The sequence below is a fragment of the Mycobacterium sp. NPDC003449 genome, from assembly GCF_053588415.1.
Map to the genome: position 1 here is coordinate 37507 of NZ_JBSFPX010000011.1, position 14935 is coordinate 52441.

At 66.0% G+C, this 14935-nt stretch carries 16 protein-coding genes; 15 read left to right on the forward strand and 1 reads right to left on the reverse strand.

Annotated elements, in window-relative coordinates:
* Positions 1–2: 2 nt before the first annotated feature.
* The gene (locus tag ACWDTP_RS05615; RefSeq protein WP_450017415.1) at positions 3–683 is read right to left on the reverse strand and encodes an HAD family hydrolase; all 681 of its coding nucleotides are present in this window, start codon (positions 681–683) and stop codon (positions 3–5) included.
* A gap of 134 nt (positions 684–817) precedes the next feature.
* Between ACWDTP_RS05615 and ACWDTP_RS05620 the strand changes: the two genes are divergently transcribed.
* From ACWDTP_RS05620 to ACWDTP_RS05690, 15 genes are all read left to right on the forward strand, one after another.
* On the forward strand, positions 818–1528 hold the full coding sequence (locus tag ACWDTP_RS05620) for a helix-turn-helix domain-containing protein (RefSeq protein WP_450017417.1): 711 nt from the start codon (positions 818–820) through the stop codon (positions 1526–1528).
* A gap of 223 nt (positions 1529–1751) precedes the next feature.
* The gene (locus ACWDTP_RS05625; RefSeq protein ID WP_450017419.1) at positions 1752–3380 is read left to right on the forward strand and encodes an ABC transporter substrate-binding protein; all 1629 of its coding nucleotides are present in this window, start codon (positions 1752–1754) and stop codon (positions 3378–3380) included.
* Positions 3381–3390: 10 nt separating this feature from the next.
* Positions 3391–4350: an ABC transporter permease gene (locus ACWDTP_RS05630; protein ID WP_450017421.1), complete on the forward strand. Its 960-nt coding sequence runs from the start codon at positions 3391–3393 to the stop codon at positions 4348–4350.
* Positions 4347–5294: an ABC transporter permease gene (locus ACWDTP_RS05635; protein WP_450017423.1), complete on the forward strand. Its 948-nt coding sequence runs from the start codon at positions 4347–4349 to the stop codon at positions 5292–5294. The genes ACWDTP_RS05630 and ACWDTP_RS05635 overlap by 4 nt, the downstream gene beginning before the upstream one ends.
* Positions 5294–6187 (forward strand): ABC transporter ATP-binding protein, encoded by an 894-nt coding sequence (locus ACWDTP_RS05640; RefSeq protein WP_450017425.1) that lies wholly within the window; start codon positions 5294–5296, stop codon positions 6185–6187. Before ACWDTP_RS05635 ends, ACWDTP_RS05640 begins: the two co-directional genes overlap by 1 nt.
* Positions 6177–6986: an ATP-binding cassette domain-containing protein gene (locus tag ACWDTP_RS05645; RefSeq protein ID WP_450017427.1), complete on the forward strand. Its 810-nt coding sequence runs from the start codon at positions 6177–6179 to the stop codon at positions 6984–6986. Before ACWDTP_RS05640 ends, ACWDTP_RS05645 begins: the two co-directional genes overlap by 11 nt.
* Positions 6983–8368, forward strand: a complete 1386-nt coding sequence (locus tag ACWDTP_RS05650; protein ID WP_450017429.1) for an amidase — start codon at positions 6983–6985, stop codon at positions 8366–8368. Before ACWDTP_RS05645 ends, ACWDTP_RS05650 begins: the two co-directional genes overlap by 4 nt.
* Positions 8369–8377: 9 nt before the next feature.
* On the forward strand, positions 8378–8575 hold the full coding sequence (locus tag ACWDTP_RS05655) for a hypothetical protein (RefSeq protein WP_450017431.1): 198 nt from the start codon (positions 8378–8380) through the stop codon (positions 8573–8575).
* 10 nt (positions 8576–8585) lie between these two features.
* On the forward strand, positions 8586–9998 hold the full coding sequence (locus ACWDTP_RS05660; protein WP_450017433.1) for an amidase: 1413 nt from the start codon (positions 8586–8588) through the stop codon (positions 9996–9998).
* Positions 9999–10448: an urease accessory protein UreE gene (ureE, locus tag ACWDTP_RS05665; protein ID WP_450017435.1), complete on the forward strand. Its 450-nt coding sequence runs from the start codon at positions 9999–10001 to the stop codon at positions 10446–10448. It abuts the gene before it with no gap.
* Positions 10445–11104, forward strand: a complete 660-nt coding sequence (locus ACWDTP_RS05670; RefSeq protein WP_450017437.1) for an urease accessory protein UreF — start codon at positions 10445–10447, stop codon at positions 11102–11104. The genes ureE and ACWDTP_RS05670 overlap by 4 nt, the downstream gene beginning before the upstream one ends.
* Positions 11105–11129: 25 nt before the next feature.
* Positions 11130–11780 carry an urease subunit beta gene (ureB, locus tag ACWDTP_RS05675; RefSeq protein WP_450017439.1) on the forward strand — a complete coding sequence of 217 codons (651 nt, stop codon included), beginning with the start codon at positions 11130–11132 and terminating at the stop codon, positions 11778–11780.
* Positions 11777–13483 carry an urease subunit alpha gene (ureC, locus tag ACWDTP_RS05680; protein ID WP_450017441.1) on the forward strand — a complete coding sequence of 569 codons (1707 nt, stop codon included), beginning with the start codon at positions 11777–11779 and terminating at the stop codon, positions 13481–13483. Before ureB ends, ureC begins: the two co-directional genes overlap by 4 nt.
* Positions 13480–14097: an urease accessory protein UreG gene (gene ureG / locus ACWDTP_RS05685; protein WP_450017442.1), complete on the forward strand. Its 618-nt coding sequence runs from the start codon at positions 13480–13482 to the stop codon at positions 14095–14097. Before ureC ends, ureG begins: the two co-directional genes overlap by 4 nt.
* Entirely contained in the window at positions 14094–14906 is an 813-nt protein-coding gene (locus ACWDTP_RS05690) for an urease accessory protein UreD (protein ID WP_450017444.1), read from the forward strand. Before ureG ends, ACWDTP_RS05690 begins: the two co-directional genes overlap by 4 nt.
* The last annotated feature ends 29 nt before the right edge of the window (positions 14907–14935 follow it).

Sequence of the window (14935 nt, forward strand, 5' to 3'; positions counted from 1 at the left end):
GCCTAGGCCGCGATGCCGCAGTTCCTCAGCGCTGCGACAAGTCCGTCGGGCCGCTGCGCGGTAGGCAGCGGGTCGACCAGGGCGAACCGGCAGCCCAGGGCCCGCGCGCCGCCGTCGGCCTCCTCGCTGTCGCCGACCATGACGGCGTCCTCGGCGGGCACGCCCAGCTGCTGCAGCGCATGGCCGAAGATGGCCGGGTCCGGTTTGACCGCGCCCACCTCGAAGGACAGCGTGAACGCATCGACGTAGCCGTCGGCCCCGGCCGCGGTGAACGCCGGCCGCACGTCGAATGCGATGTTGGACACCACCGCAGTTCGAATACCTTGTCCTTTAAGAGATTTGAGGACTGCGACGGTGTCGGGGTACGCGGTCCAGCTGGTCGGGTCGATCACCCTGGCGTACAGCGTTTCGGCGTGGTGATCGGCCAGGCCGGACTCCCGCAGCACGTGCAGATAGGCCTCGCGGTGCAGGTGCGGGGCCAGGTCGCGGTTGACCCAGGCGTGGTACTGCTCATCGCTCATCTGTACCGAGCGCCCGGTCGGCGCGGTGAGCCGGCGCATCAACTCGGCCTGCACATGCCCGTCGACCTCGCGCTCGTCCACGGCCATCCCGGTGAACCAGCTTTCATCCTCCTCGAGGCGGAAGAGGGTCCCGGAGAAATCGAACAACACCGCCTTGGCCATGGCACCATGTTACGAACACCGGATGTGGGACATCTCACGCAGCCCGTAACCGCGAAGAAACAGGCCCCGAACCTCGTTGACGCTCACTCATAGTCAACTACGTGTTGGCGATGTAGTGAGCATGGAGGGCGACGATGATCGGCGTGGGCGGCGACGTGCGGGATTTCGCGTCGATCGCCGCCGACATGGTGTCGACCGACACTGAGGTGCGGGTTCGCGGGGCCATTGACTTCCTGCGTCTCGAGGCGCGGTGCGACACCTTCCTGCTTGCTTACCAGACACCCGGTGCCAACGGGTTCAGCTTGGTCAACTCGGTGGGCTACTCCGAAGCAGTGGCGGGCTACCTGACGTCGGACATCCAGGCGAAGCCCGAATTCTCGCGGCAGTTCGCCGACCACACCCGGGTATGGGACTGGGGCGACGTTCCGGAGTTCCGCGAGTCGTACAGCGGGGCGAAAGTGTTGCGACCGGAAGGATTCAGCAACGGGTTCCTCATGGTGCTGCACGACGGCACCGGCGACGTCGTCGGGATGTGCCAGGCCAACATGGAGCGACCTGAGTTCTCGGAGCGTAGCCGCGACGCGGTCGAAAACGTTCGACCGTTGTTCACGACGTACATGTCACGGGTGCGCGCGCGGGCCCGAACCTGCCTGACCCGCCGTGAGCAAGAGATCCTGGCTCTGTTGCGGGGTGGGTTGTCGAATACCGAGATCAGCGATCAGTTGTATCTGTCACCACGGACCGTCAGCACTCACGTCGAGCGGGTGCTGCGAAAGCTGGGCGTGTCCAACCGGGTTGCGGCAGCGGTACAGGCCACGGAGTTGGAACTCGTCGACCCGCGGTAAGACAGGCGGGATTCCGGGTGGCTCGCCGGAGCTGCCCGGTACATCGGTGTGCCATCGTAATCTGATGTTTGGCACCGCATTCAGAGAAAATTACGTCGGTTGACGTATTCCGCCGGGGCGGAGTGCTACCTACTGTGAATCTCGAACTCGTTGGGGCGCATCGCTCGCCGTTGTGGGGTGCCGGTTCCGACGGTCGTCTTCGTCACCGCTGGAGGACTCACGGATGACGCATGAACCGCCACGAACGTTGCGGCGCGCGGTGGTACGGCTGTTCGCGGCCGGTGTGATCGCGATCCTCGGAATCGCGTCGTTGGCCGGCTGCTCGCGCGGGCCCGTGCATACGGGCAATGTCTTCGTGATCGCGATCGAGTCCGAAGCCGACATTCTCGATCCGCAGGTCGCCGGCGGTTGGGTCACCTGGCGGATCAACCGCCAGATCTTCGAACCTCTCGTCGACGAAGATCTCAGCATCCCGTCCGCGCAGGCCACGGTGCCACCGCTGCGCCCGGGACTGGCCGAGTCGTGGGATATCTCGCCCGACGGGCTCGAATACACCTTCCACATCCGCCATGGAGTCCACTTCCACGACGGCACACCGCTCAACGCCCAGGCGGTCGAATACAACATCCGCCGTATGTGGGACAAGAACTCACCGATGTACTCGGCCAGGGCGGCCGGGCAGACGAGCTTCGTCTGGAAGTTCGTCCAATCGGTAAAGACCGTCGACGACCACACGCTGAAGGTCCGCCTGGATCAACCCTTCTCGGAATTTCTCCGGATGCTCGCGCAGGGTGGTAACGGATCGGCCGCGATCATCAGTCCGACCGCGCTGCAAACGTACGGCGACGACGTCGCCGACCATCCCGTCGGGACGGGGCCGTTCAAGTTCAAAGAACGCATCCGCGGCGAACGAATCGACCTGGTACGCAATGACGACTACTGGGGCACGGTACCGGCACTCGACGGCGTGGTGTTCCGGCCGCTGCCGGATCCGTCGGCACGGACGGCGGCGCTGCGGTCCGGCGACGTCGACATGATCGCGGTGCCCAATCCGGACAGCATCGACAACCTCGTCAACGAGGGCTATCAACTGTCCGAAGGCATCCCGCCCCACACCTGGTACCTGTCGTTCAACATGAAAGACAAATACACCTCGATCCCGCAGGTGCGTGAGGCGATCAACCTCGCGGTCGACCGTGAGGGCATGGCGCGAGACCTGTTGCGCGGTTCGGTGAACGCCGCCTACGGGGTTCAGGCGCTGTCAGCCGGAGGGTATGTCGAGCGTCGCGACGCCTACGAGCGCAACCTCGACAAGGCACGCAAACTGCTGGCATCGGTGGGGCTGGGCAACGGGTTCCAGACCACCCTGATCACCTCGACCGACGGCTCCGGGCAGATCATGCCGGCGCAGATGGCCGAGTTCGTCCAGCAGAACCTCGCCGAGATCGGAATCAACGTCCACATCCAGACCCAGGAATGGATCTCGTACCTGGGAGTGTGGGCGCGCGGCATGCAGGACGGTGTCGGCATGGCGCAGATGTCGTGGGGCATGACCAGCCCGTACTGGCTCTACATCGTGACATCGTCAGAACTGCAGGCGCCGGACGGCCCTAACGTCGGCTACTACGCCAATCCGGCCCTGGACAAAGCGATGCACAACGCGATCACGGCCCTCGACCCGGATGAGGCCGCCCGGTGGTGGCACCGGGCCAACAACATCGTCAGCGACGACGCAGCGTTGGTGCCCATTGTCAACGACAAGGCCCCATATGTCCTGGCCCCGTATGTTTCCGGCTTCGTCTCGGCGAGTGAGGAATGGTACGACCTGACGACCGTGCGGCTAGAACAGTGAGGCTTTAACAATGACCAGTGTCATCGGAAGTCGACTGCTGTCAACAGTTCTCGTACTGTTCGGAGTCAGCTTGGTCGTATTCCTGCTGCTGCAACTGGTACCGGGCGACCCTGCCGTGACCATCCTCGGTTCGGGGGCGACGGCCGAGGCGGTGGCCGCGCTGCGGACCGAACTCGGTCTGGATCGGTCGCTGCCCGTGCAGTTCTTCAGTTATCTCGGTGGTTTGCTGCGGGGCGATCTGGGCCGGTCCCTGACGGTCAACGCACCGGTCACCGACATCATGGTGCCGCGGTTCGCCAACACCATGATCCTCACCGTCGCTGCGCTGCTGCTGTGCATCGTGGTGGCGCTGCCGCTCGGGGTCATTGCTGCGCACAAGCAGTACAGCATCTTCGACCGTGCCTCTATGGTCATCTCGCTGGCCGGCGCGAGCGTCCCCGTGTACTGGTTCGGCCTGCTGCTCATCGGCGTCTTCGCGATCACCCTCGGTTGGTTGCCTACCTCGGGTATGTACAACCCTCGATTCCCTGGAGGATTCGGAGATCTGCTGGCCCACCTGATCCTTCCGGCGATCGCGGCCGCGCTCGTGCCGCTCGCGGTGGTGGCCCGGATGACCCGCAGCGTGATGATCGACATTCTGCAGCAGGACTACATCCGCACCCTGCGCGCGTCCGGCCTGTCGACCAACTCGGTGCTGTGGCGTCATGCGCTCCGTAATGCGTTGCCGCCCATCGTCAACATCATCGGTCTGCAGGTGGGCTATCTGCTCGGGGGCGTGGTGTTCGTCGAAGTCGTCTTCGGCTGGCCGGGTCTCGGTCAGCAGCTCTACACGTCGATCACACAACGTGACATCCCCGTCGTGCAGGCCGGTGTGCTGTTCATCGCGCTGGCCTTCGTGATCATCAATCTGATCGCCGACGGCGCGGTCGGTCTGCTCGATCCGCGTACCAGGAGAAAGGTCGGAGCATGAGTACCCTCGCCGGCGCCGCGGGCATGGGCCGGGAATTCCTGAAAGTCCGCCGGTCCTCGGCCGGCGGTCATCTGCCCGCCGAATCCGATACCCCGAAACCACAGTGGCGTTTGGCCGTCCGTGCGTTCAGCCGCGACAGGATAGCGGTGTTGTCGCTGGTTGTGCTCGCGCTGGTTGCGCTGGCCTCGATTTCTGCGCCGCTGCTCACGCCGTACAGTCCCACCGCGGGCGACCCCGTGAACCGGCTCGCCGGGATCGGGACCGAGGGGCACTGGCTTGGGCTCGACGGGCAGGGCCGCGACATCTGGACCCGCCTGCTCTATGGCGGACGCAACTCACTGACGGTGGCTGTGGTGCCGATCGTGGTGGTGTTCCCGCTGGCGTTGCTGATCGGTCTGTTCGCCGGGTTCAAACGCAGCCGCGCCGGTGAGGTGCTGATGCGGGTGCTGGACGTGTTGTTCGCCTTCCCGCTCGTGCTGCTGGCGATCGCGTTGTCGGCGGTGCTCGGGGCGGGGCTGGGAAATGTCATGCTCGCGATCGGAATCACCTTGATCCCGTACATGGCTCGCGTCGCCTATACCGCCACCGTGCAGGAGGCCGGAAAGGACTACACCGAGGCGGCGCGCGCCTACGGGGCCAATCCGGTGCTGCTGATGTTCCGCGAACTCATGCCGAACGTCGTCGTGCAGCTACTCGTGTATGCGACCACGCTGTGCGGCCTGATGATCGTCGTCGCCTCCGGGTTGAGCTTCCTCGGCGTCGGCGTCATCCCGCCCACCCCGGACTGGGGCATCATGACGGCCGACGGCAAGAACGTGCTGCTGGAAGGCATCTACCACGTCGCGACCATCCCGGGTCTGGTCATTCTCGTCGTCTCGCTCGCCTTCAACCTCATCGGCGACGGCATCCGCGACGCCCTCGATCCGCGAAAGCAGACCAGCTGATGACCGTAGAAACTCACGCGGCACTGGACGTCAAGAACCTGACGGTCGACTTCCACACCGACACCGGCGTGGTGCACGCGGTGAAAAACGCCGATATCGCGGTGCGCAACGGCGGAATCCTCGGTCTGGTGGGCGAGTCGGGATCAGGCAAGTCGGTGACCTCGCTGGCCGTCCTGCGCCTGCTCGGGTCCAACCGGGCGCGTATCACCAGTGGCGAGATCCTTTTCCGCGGTGACAATCTGCTCGACAAGACCGACCGGCAGATGCGTGCCATCCGCGGGTCGCATATCGGGCTGGTCTCCCAGAATGCGCTGTCGGCTCTCGACCCGTCGTTCACCATCGGAGCGCAGCTCATCGAAGTGATCCGGCTGCATCAGAAGGTGGACAGGGCCACCGCCCGCACCAAGGCGCTCGAAGCGCTGGAGCTGGTGGCGCTACCCGACCCGAAGCGCCGGATGAAGGCCTACCCCCATGAACTGTCGGGGGGACAGCGTCAGCGCGTGGTGATCGCCATCGCGCTGGCGTGCCGGCCGGAACTGCTGCTGGCCGACGAGCCGACCACCGCGCTCGACGCGACCGTGCAGAAGCAGATCCTCGACCTGCTGGTCGAGATCAACCGGGAACTGGGCACCTCGATCCTGTTGGTGACCCACGATTTCGGTGTGGTCGCGCACGTGTGCACCGATGTCACCGTGATGCGCCGCGGGGATGTTCTGGAGTCGGGTACCGCGGCTCAGGTGCTCAACAATCCCCGCCATCCCTATACGCAGGGACTCATGCGTGCAGTGCCGCGTCTGCACCTCACCGACACGGCCAGGTCCATTCCGCGGGCGGACCGCCGGCTGTTCGAGTTCCACGGCGACACCACGAAAGAGAAGTCCGATGTCGCATAGTGAACCGAAAGTCGCCGTCACCGATTTGAAAAAGGTTTTCGCCGTTCGCGGTGAGGACGGCAAGCGCAGCGAGTTCGTCGCGGTCGACTCGGTCAGCCTTGATATCCTCGCCGGCGAAACCTACGGGCTGATCGGCGAATCCGGCTCGGGTAAGACGACCACCGGTCGGATGATCCTCGGGCTGGAGAAGCCGACGTCGGGATCGGTGACGTTCGACGGCAACGAACTTGTCGGCCTGTCCGATCTGGATATGCGCCGCTACCGTCGGCAAGTTCAGATCGTGTTCCAGGATTCCGGCTCCGCATTCAACCCGAGACGCAGTGTGGGTTCCCAGATTGCATATCCGCTCAAGCTTTTTCGGATGGCATTACCCGGTGACGCCCGGACGAAGGTGCTTGAGCTCTTTGACCGGGTAGGCATGTTGCCCTCGCACTATGACCGCTACATCCACGAGTTCTCGGGCGGCCAACGGCAGCGGCTCGGCATTGCCCGGGCGCTGATCACCGATCCGGATTTCGTGGTGCTCGACGAGCCGACGGCCGCGCTCGACGTCTCGGTGCAGGCACAGATTCTGAACCTGCTCAAAGACCTTCAGCGGGAGCGCAAACTCACGATGCTGCTGATCACCCACAATCTCGCACTGGTCGAGCACATGTGTGAGCACGCCGGTGTGCTCGACCACGGCAGGCTGGTGGAGACCGGCCCGGTGGACCGATTGCTCACGGCACCCGCCACCGATATCACCCGCAAGCTGGTCGACGCGGTACTGGAACCCGAATTGACCGGAGTGATCGCGTGACCGAATCGCTGACCAACCCGACCATTCCGGAGCTGCGAACCCGGATCGACGACGGTGAACTCACGCCCGTCGGCCTGGTCCGCGGCGCATTGGCCCGGATTTACAGCGTCGACGACAAGATCCACGCTTTCGCCGAGGTGTTCGCCGACGACGCCCTCCAGGCCGCGGAACGGCGCCGGCCCGCCACGCCGCCGGGTCCGCTGTGGGGGATACCGGTTGTCGTGAAAGATATCTACGATGTCGCCGGGTACCGCACCGGCAACGGCTCTCTCGGCAGCCCGGACCGCCCGGCGGCCCGGGACGCGCACACGGTGCGCCGTCTGCGTGATGCCGGTGCGATCATCCTCGGCAAGGCGACAACGCACGAATACGCCTACGGGGTGAACACACCGCCGACCCGCAACCCATGGTCGCTCGACCGGATCCCGGGTGGTTCGAGCGGAGGAACCGGCGCCGCGATCGCGGCGGGAATCGTGACGGCGGGCCTGGGCACCGATACGGGTGGCTCGATCCGCATCCCGGCGGCGCTGTGCGGCGTCACCGGGCACAAGCCGACATACGGAATGGTCAGCCGGAGTGGAGTGAGCGCGCTGAGCTTCACCCTTGACCATGCGGGACCGCTGGGCCGTACGGTTGACGACACCGTGGCGCTGCTGGAGGCCATCGCAGGCTACGACCCGGAGGATCCGTACAGTTCGCCCACCGCTGTCGGCGACCTGCGTGCCGAATTCGACCGCGGGCTGGCCGGCCTAACCGTGGGTGTGGCCGAGAGGTACTTCTGTGACCGGCTTGCCCCCGACGTCGCCGCCGTGTTCGCCGACGGCGTACACACCCTCGAAGACGCCGGCGCCGTGATCAGATCCGTCGAATTCGCCGATGTCGAGTTGTGCCCCGCGGTAGTCGATGTGGTCTGCGGTGTCGAGTCCGCGGCCTGGCACGCTGAGCAGGTCGGCACCCGGCGCGACAGGTTCGCACCGGATGTCCGGGAGGCGTTGCGGGTCGGCGCGGCCTACACCGGAGTCGAATACCTCGACGCGCTGCGGGCGCGTGCCGCGGTGATCGCCGGTATGCAGGCCGTGTTCGATTCGGGTGTCGACGTGCTGATTTCGCCGACGATCGCGATGACCGCGCCACCGTACGGGTCCACCCATATCGAACTTGGCGGCCGGTCGGTCACGGTGCTCGCGGGCGTCAATGCATTGACCGTACCTGCCAACGTCACCGGCATGCCCGCACTGACCGTGCCCGCCGGCTTCGGCGGTGACGGCCTACCGGTCGGCCTGCAGCTCATGGGCCGCCCCGGCGCCGACGCAACTGTCCTGGGTGCCGGACGAGCGTTCGAAGCCCTCGTCGACTATGTCGACAGAACCCCCGATATATAAGGAGAGTCCATGTCAGACAGCAATTTCAGCCCGTCGGCTACCCAGGTGGCCGCAGTGTTCGAGTATGCAGAGCTGCCGGTATCGGCCGAACACATCGCAGCCGATCACGAAACCTATTTGTCGACGCTGGCATTGATCCGGCAGGTATCCACGCCCGGACTCGGGGAGACCGTGCCCGCGGCCGGCTTCAAAGCCCACTGGTCCTGACGAGAGAGGAATGACGTTGAAACTCTATGAACTCCCGTTGATCGAGGTGGCCGAGAAGATCCGCACCAAGGAGGTCTCACCGGTCGAGGTTGTCCAGTCTTCGCTCGCCCGGCTCGATGAAGTCGAGCCCGCCCTCGGAGCGTTCGTCACCACCACACCGGAAATCGCGCTCGAGCAGGCCAGGATCGCCGAAGAAGAGATCGGTGCAGGTGGCTACCGCGGTCCGCTGCACGGGATTCCGCTCGGGGTGAAAGATCTGTACAACACCGCCGGAGTCAAGACGACGTCGAGTTCGGCGCAGCGGGCAGACTATGTGCCCGAGGCCGATTCGGCGTCCGTCGCCAAGCTGTATGACGCCGGGATGGTGATGATCGGCAAGACCCATACGCACGAATTCGCCTATGGAGCGACCACGCCCACGACGGGCAACCCGTGGGCACCGGATCGTACGCCGGGCGGATCGAGCGGAGGATCGGGCGCCGCGGTGGCCGCAGGTGTCGTACATGTCGCACTGGGCAGCGATACCGGCGGGTCGATCCGGATCCCGGCGGCCCTGTGCGGGACGGTCGGGCTCAAGCCGACGTTCGGTCGGGCCTCGCGGGTCGGCGTCACCTCGCTGTCGTGGTCGCTCGATCATGTGGGGCCGCTTAGCCGCAACGTGATCGACTCGGCACTCGTGATGTCCGCAATATCCGGATATGACCGTCGCGACCCTGGCACAGCCGATCTTCCGGTGCCGGACATGGTCACCGGCATCGACGCCGGGGTGGCCGGCAAGAAGATCGGTATCCCCGTCAACTTCTTCACCGATCAGGTCGACCCGGAGGTGGCCGCGGCCGCAACGGCCGCGGCCGCGAAGTTCGAGGGACTCGGCGCCGAGTTGGTCGAGGTCGAGATTCCGATTGCCGAGCACATCACCCCAACCGAGTGGGCCATCATGATGCCCGAAGCCACCGCCTACCACCAGGATTACCTGCGCAACTCGCCCGAGAAGTACACCGATGAGGTGCGCACGCTGCTGGAGATCGGGGCGGCGCAGCTGGCCACCGACTACGTCAACGCGTTGCGGTTGCGCACGCTGATCCAGGCCGCATGGAAGGATATGTTCGCCTCGATCGACGTCCTGGTCGCGCCCACCGTCGTCGCGCCGGCGACGCTGCGCTCGGATCCGTTCGTGCGGTGGGCCGACGGCTCGGTCGAGGCTGCGACGGCCGCCTATGTGCGCCTGTCGGCACCGGCGAACGTCACCGGTCTGCCGTCGCTGTCGGTGCCGTCGGGCTTCACCACCGAAGGGTTGCCGCTGAGTGTGCAGATCCTCGGTAAGCCGTTCGCCGAGCCCGAGATCCTGCAGTTCGGCTACGCATTGGAACAGGCGAGCGATGTCGTCGGCAGGATCGCTCCGGTCCGGGAGAAAGTCGCGTAGATGGCGGGTCCGCGGATCCTTGATGGCATCGTCGGGTGGGTGACCGACGGGAATGTCGCGGCCCGGTTACACGAGCTGCGTCATCACCGGGCCGTCGAGTACATCCACCTGGACACGCATGACCTCGATCGCAAGCGGCTACGGGTGACCTCGGATGCCGGCACCGACTACGCCGTGGTGCTGTCACGGGACACCGGCCTCGCCGACGGTGCGGTCCTGCTGTTGGAGGCCGATCGTGCCGTGGTGGTGCGCGCCGGGGCGCCGCGGACCCTTACCCTGCGGGCCGCCGATCCCGCGTCCGCGCTGCGGCTGGGATTCCTTGCCGGACACCTGCACTGGAAGGTCGGCCAGCGCGACGACACATTGGTGGTCCACCTGGAGGGGCCGGCCGCCGACTACACCGCCCGCGTCGCCGACCTGCTCGACAGCGGCCGCATCGAAGTGCCATGACAGACCCGGCGCAGTTGTTCGCCGCGATCCGGTTCGGCGACAGCGCGTTCCCGTCCGGCGGGTTTGCCTTCTCGTCGGGGCTTGAAGGCTCCCACCGCGACGGGTGGGTGTGCGACGAGGACGACGTCGCGGCGTTCGCCGCCGAACAGCTCATCGGCCGGTGGCACCGGTGTGATCGGGTGGTCCTGCGGCAAGCCTGGGCCCAGCCCGACCCGGCCGACGCCGATGCCTTCGCCGAGGCCGTCGCGACGCTGTCGGTCTTACGGGAGGCCTCGCGTCGCAGTGGTGCGGCCATGCTGGCGACCTGCGCGGCCGTCATCGATCCCGTGGTGGCCGACTACCGGGCGCGAGTGCTGGCCGGGATCGCGCCGGGCCACCTGGCGGTGGCACAAGCTGTGTGTTTCAGGGCCGCCGGTCTGACCCTGCGGACGGCCGAGACCGTGGCCGCGTGGCAGGTGCTTTCCGGAATCACCGGTGCTGCACTGCGACTCGGCATCTGTGGGCACCTCGGTGCGCAGCGCGTGGTGACCGCGTTGACCCCGCTGGTGCTCGACGTGCTCAACGCGGAGCCGCCTGAACGCCCAAGTGCCTTCACGGCCTACGCCGACATCGCGGCCCAGCGCCGCGGTGACGGCGTGCGGCTGTTCGCCAGCTAACCGTTCGCATTCCGAAGGAGCCCATGTGAATTTGACGCCCACCGAACTGGAGCGGCTGACCGTCTTCGCCGCGGCGGAACTGGCCCGGCGCAACCTGCGCGAGGGCATCCTGCTGAGCCATCCGGAGGCGGTGGCGTTGCTGACCGATGTGGTCATGCTCGCGGCCCGCAAAAACCTGGCCTACGACGAGGTGATCGACCGCGCCACATCGCTACTGGAGGCCGGGCAGTGTGAACCGGGCGTGCCCGATCTGGTGCGCATCGTGATGGTGGACGCGCCGTTCCTGGACGGCACCAAGCTCGTGACATTGGTCGACCCGATTACCCCAGGTGACGATCATATTCGGCCGGGTGAGGTCATCGTGGGCGACGATCCGGTCGAGCTGTTCGGTGGGGTCGAGCGGATCACCCTGACCGTCGTCAACCGCGGGGACCGCGACATCCAGGTTCGGAGCCAGTCACATTTCTTCGAGGTCAACTCTGCGCTGGAGTTCGACCGTCGGGCCGCGTGGGGCCACAAACTGGACGTCGCGTCCGGCGCAGGTGTCCGATTCGAACCGGGCATCCCGGTCGAGGTGACGCTGGTGCCGATGGCAGGGGACCGGGTCATCCACGGGTTCTCGGGGCGGGTCAACGGTCCGCTGGATGCCGACGGAGCACGCGAGGCGGCACTATGACAACCATCGATCGGCGTTCCTACGCCAGGATGTTCGGACCCACCACGGGCGACCGGGTCCGCCTCGCGGACTCGGATCTGTTTGTCGAGGTCGAACATGACCATACGGTCCCGGGCTTCGAATTGGTCAGTGGGGCGGGCAAGGCGGTGCGCGACGGCGAGGGGTACCGGCCGTCGTCGAAGTCGGCCGACGGCGCCCTCGACTATGTCATCACCAATGCACTCGTCATCGACGCGATATCTGGAGTCATCAAATGCGACATCGGCATTCGGGACGGCAGGATCGTCGGCCTGGGTAAGGCGGGCAACCCCGACACCATGCCCGGCGTGACCCCGGGACTGGTCGTCGGCACCAGTACCACCCCGATTCCCGCCGAGGGGATGATCGTCACCGCGGGGGCGATCGAGACCCACGCGCATCTGATCTCCCCGCAGCAGACCGAGCACGCACTGTCGACGGGAACCACCACGCTCATCGGGGGATCGCTCGGCCCGTCGTTCGAGGTCGCCACGGGCGGGCCGCGCAATCTCGGGTTGTTCCTCAAAGCCGGCGAGTACACCCCGATGAACTACGTCCCGTTCGGGCGGGGCTCCTCGGATCCGTCCGCTGTTCTGGAGATGGTGGCGGCCGGCGCCGGCGCGGTCAAGATCCACGAGGATTTCGGGGCGTCGCCGGCCATCATTGACAAGACCCTTGAGGCAGCCGATTCCGCGGACTTCGCGGTGCACCTGCACACCGATTCGATCAACGAGTTCGGGTTCTCCGAGACAACGATGTCGACGGTCGGTGACCGGACCATCCACCTCTACCACGTGGAAGGTGCGGGCGGCGGGCATGCGCCGGATCTGATCCGGTGCGTCAGCTACGACAACGTCATCCCCGGCACCACAAACCCGACTAATCCCTACACGTTGGGTGGTCTTGATGAGGGCGTGCCGATGACCATGGTGGCACATCTCATGAATTGGGAAGCGCCGGAGGACATTGCGTTCGCTGAGGCACGGATCCGGCCGCAGACCATGATGGCCGAGGACTTTCTGCACGACATGGGAGCCATCTCGATCTTCGGCAGCGACACCCAAGGCATGGGCCGGGTGGCCGAGAACATCACCAACTGCTGGCAGCTCGCCGCCGTGATGAAGCAGCGGGTTGGGCGGTTGCCGGATGAGACCACCGCGGCCGCCGACAACGAACGTGTCAAGCGCTACATCGCGAAACTGACGATCAATCCGGCCATCTCGGTGGGTGCCGACGCTCACATCGGTTCGGTCGAGGCCGGCAAGGTCGCCGACCTGGTCATCTGGGATCCCGCGTTCTTCGGTGTTAAACCCAAGGCCGTGCTCAAGAATGGCTTCGTCACGTGGGCCGCACTCGGCGACGCGGCCGGCTCCATCTCGTCGTCGGAACCGATCCTGCAACGCCCCAACTGGGGCGCCCTCGGGGACGCCGCCGCAGAACTGGGATTCGTATTCATGTCGAGGCTCGCACTCGACGCGGGTGTTCCGCAACGACTCGGCCTGCGCAAGAACGTGCTGCCGATCAAGTCGGTGCGCGGCTTGCGCAAAAAGGAAATGGTCCGCAATGACGCTGTGCCGCACGTCGAGGTGGATGCCCGCACCTTCGACGTCCGCGCCGACGGTGTCCTCCTGACCGCGGAACCAGCTGCTACACTGTCATTTTCGAGAAAGTACCTGCTGCGATGACCGTGGCTCTGAGAGCGGCCCGCATCGGTATCGGGGGCCCGGTCGGGTCCGGCAAGACCGCACTCGTCGAGGCGCTGCTCGCGGCGTTCGCCCACCGCGGTCGGTCGGTCTCGGTGATCACCAACGATCTGGTGACGATCGAGGACGCTGAACGGATCCGGCGGTCAGGGCTGATCGACCCTCGCCGGGTGCGGGCCGTCGAGGCCGGAGGATGCCCGCACACTGTCATCCGCGAGGACCCGTCGCTGAATATGGCGGCCGCCGACGCGCTGGAAGCCGAATTCCCGGACACCGAGCTGATTCTGCTCGAATCCGGTGGTGACAATCTGGCCTCGACGTTCTCGCGGGATCTCGTGGACTACTGGCTGTTCGTGATCGACGTGGCCGGTGGAGACGACATCCCGCGCAAGCGTGGGCCCGGCGTATTGCGCTGTGATCTGCTGGTCATCAACAAGGTCGACCTGGCGCCGCACGTCGGGGTCGACCTGTCGTTGATGTGCCAGGAAGCCGACGAAGTTCGCGGCGGGCGGCCCGTTGTCGCGATCAGCGCGCGCGGCGGACAGGGTGTCGACGCCGTGATGGACGTCCTTGACCGCGAAGTGCTGTTCGTGTGAACACCGCGCTCGACCTCGTGTTCGCCGGTGTGGCTGGGCGCACCGTCCTGACCCGACGCCGCTACCGGTGGCCACTGTTGGTCGGCCGAGTGTTCGCCGACGCGGCCCGGCCGGGCCGAGGGTCGGTGACCATCCAGAATGCCGCGGGCACCATCATCCCCGGCGACGTCGTCGCGCAGCGCGTGAGTGTCGTCGACGGCGGCTGGGTCACGGTGCGCGGCCAGGGCGCCACGACGGTCAGCGGGATTGAGGGCGGTGTAGCGGCCGTCGAGGACACGTCTGTACGGGTGGATGGAACCAGCCGGCTGCTGCTCGACCCATCGCCGCGCATCCTCACGCCGCACGCCCGTTACCGTCAGCACACGCAGGTGGTCGTCGAGTCGGGTGGCTGGGCCGTGCTGGCCGACTCCATGGTGCTGCACCCCGATCTGACCGACAACGTGTTCGGCGGCTACGAATCACGCGTCGCGGTCTCGGCTCCGGACGGGACGCTGCTGGCGCTGGACGCGCAGCTGCTGAACGCGATGCCGCGGGTTCGGCGGGCTCCCACCGCGTTTGGGACCGTCTACCTGCTGGGGACCGGGTTCGATAGGGCGATGACGGCCCAGATACCCGTCTTAGAATCGCTCACTGATCCAGGGGCGGTCTATGTCGGCGTGAGCGATCTGCCGAACGCGGCAGGCTGGGTGGTGCGGATGGCCGCGTCGGACGGCGGTGCCTTGCGGGCCGCTACAGCGGCCGTGGCTGAACTCCTCGAGCGTCACTGTGGCGAATTCCGGGTGCGGCAGGCAAACTCGTCGGCTTCGTAGACATCTGATGCGCCATTCAGCCGGTCAGT

What these genes read in the sequence shown, in the direction of transcription:
- ACWDTP_RS05615 (WP_450017415.1), bottom strand. Translation starts at nt 683, where the DNA reads ATGGCCAAGGCGGTGTTGTTCGATTTCTCCGGGACCCTCTTCCGCCTC.
- ACWDTP_RS05620 (WP_450017417.1), top strand. Translation starts at nt 818, where the DNA reads ATGATCGGCGTGGGCGGCGACGTGCGGGATTTCGCGTCGATCGCCGCC.
- ACWDTP_RS05625 (WP_450017419.1), top strand. Translation starts at nt 1,752, where the DNA reads ATGACGCATGAACCGCCACGAACGTTGCGGCGCGCGGTGGTACGGCTG.
- ACWDTP_RS05630 (WP_450017421.1), top strand. Translation starts at nt 3,391, where the DNA reads ATGACCAGTGTCATCGGAAGTCGACTGCTGTCAACAGTTCTCGTACTG.
- ACWDTP_RS05635 (WP_450017423.1), top strand. Translation starts at nt 4,347, where the DNA reads ATGAGTACCCTCGCCGGCGCCGCGGGCATGGGCCGGGAATTCCTGAAA.
- ACWDTP_RS05640 (WP_450017425.1), top strand. Translation starts at nt 5,294, where the DNA reads ATGACCGTAGAAACTCACGCGGCACTGGACGTCAAGAACCTGACGGTC.
- ACWDTP_RS05645 (WP_450017427.1), top strand. Translation starts at nt 6,177, where the DNA reads ATGTCGCATAGTGAACCGAAAGTCGCCGTCACCGATTTGAAAAAGGTT.
- ACWDTP_RS05655 (WP_450017431.1), top strand. Translation starts at nt 8,378, where the DNA reads ATGTCAGACAGCAATTTCAGCCCGTCGGCTACCCAGGTGGCCGCAGTG.
- ACWDTP_RS05660 (WP_450017433.1), top strand. Translation starts at nt 8,586, where the DNA reads ATGACGTTGAAACTCTATGAACTCCCGTTGATCGAGGTGGCCGAGAAG.
- ureE (WP_450017435.1), top strand. Translation starts at nt 9,999, where the DNA reads ATGGCGGGTCCGCGGATCCTTGATGGCATCGTCGGGTGGGTGACCGAC.
- ACWDTP_RS05670 (WP_450017437.1), top strand. Translation starts at nt 10,445, where the DNA reads ATGACAGACCCGGCGCAGTTGTTCGCCGCGATCCGGTTCGGCGACAGC.
- ureC (WP_450017441.1), top strand. Translation starts at nt 11,777, where the DNA reads ATGACAACCATCGATCGGCGTTCCTACGCCAGGATGTTCGGACCCACC.
- ureG (WP_450017442.1), top strand. Translation starts at nt 13,480, where the DNA reads ATGACCGTGGCTCTGAGAGCGGCCCGCATCGGTATCGGGGGCCCGGTC.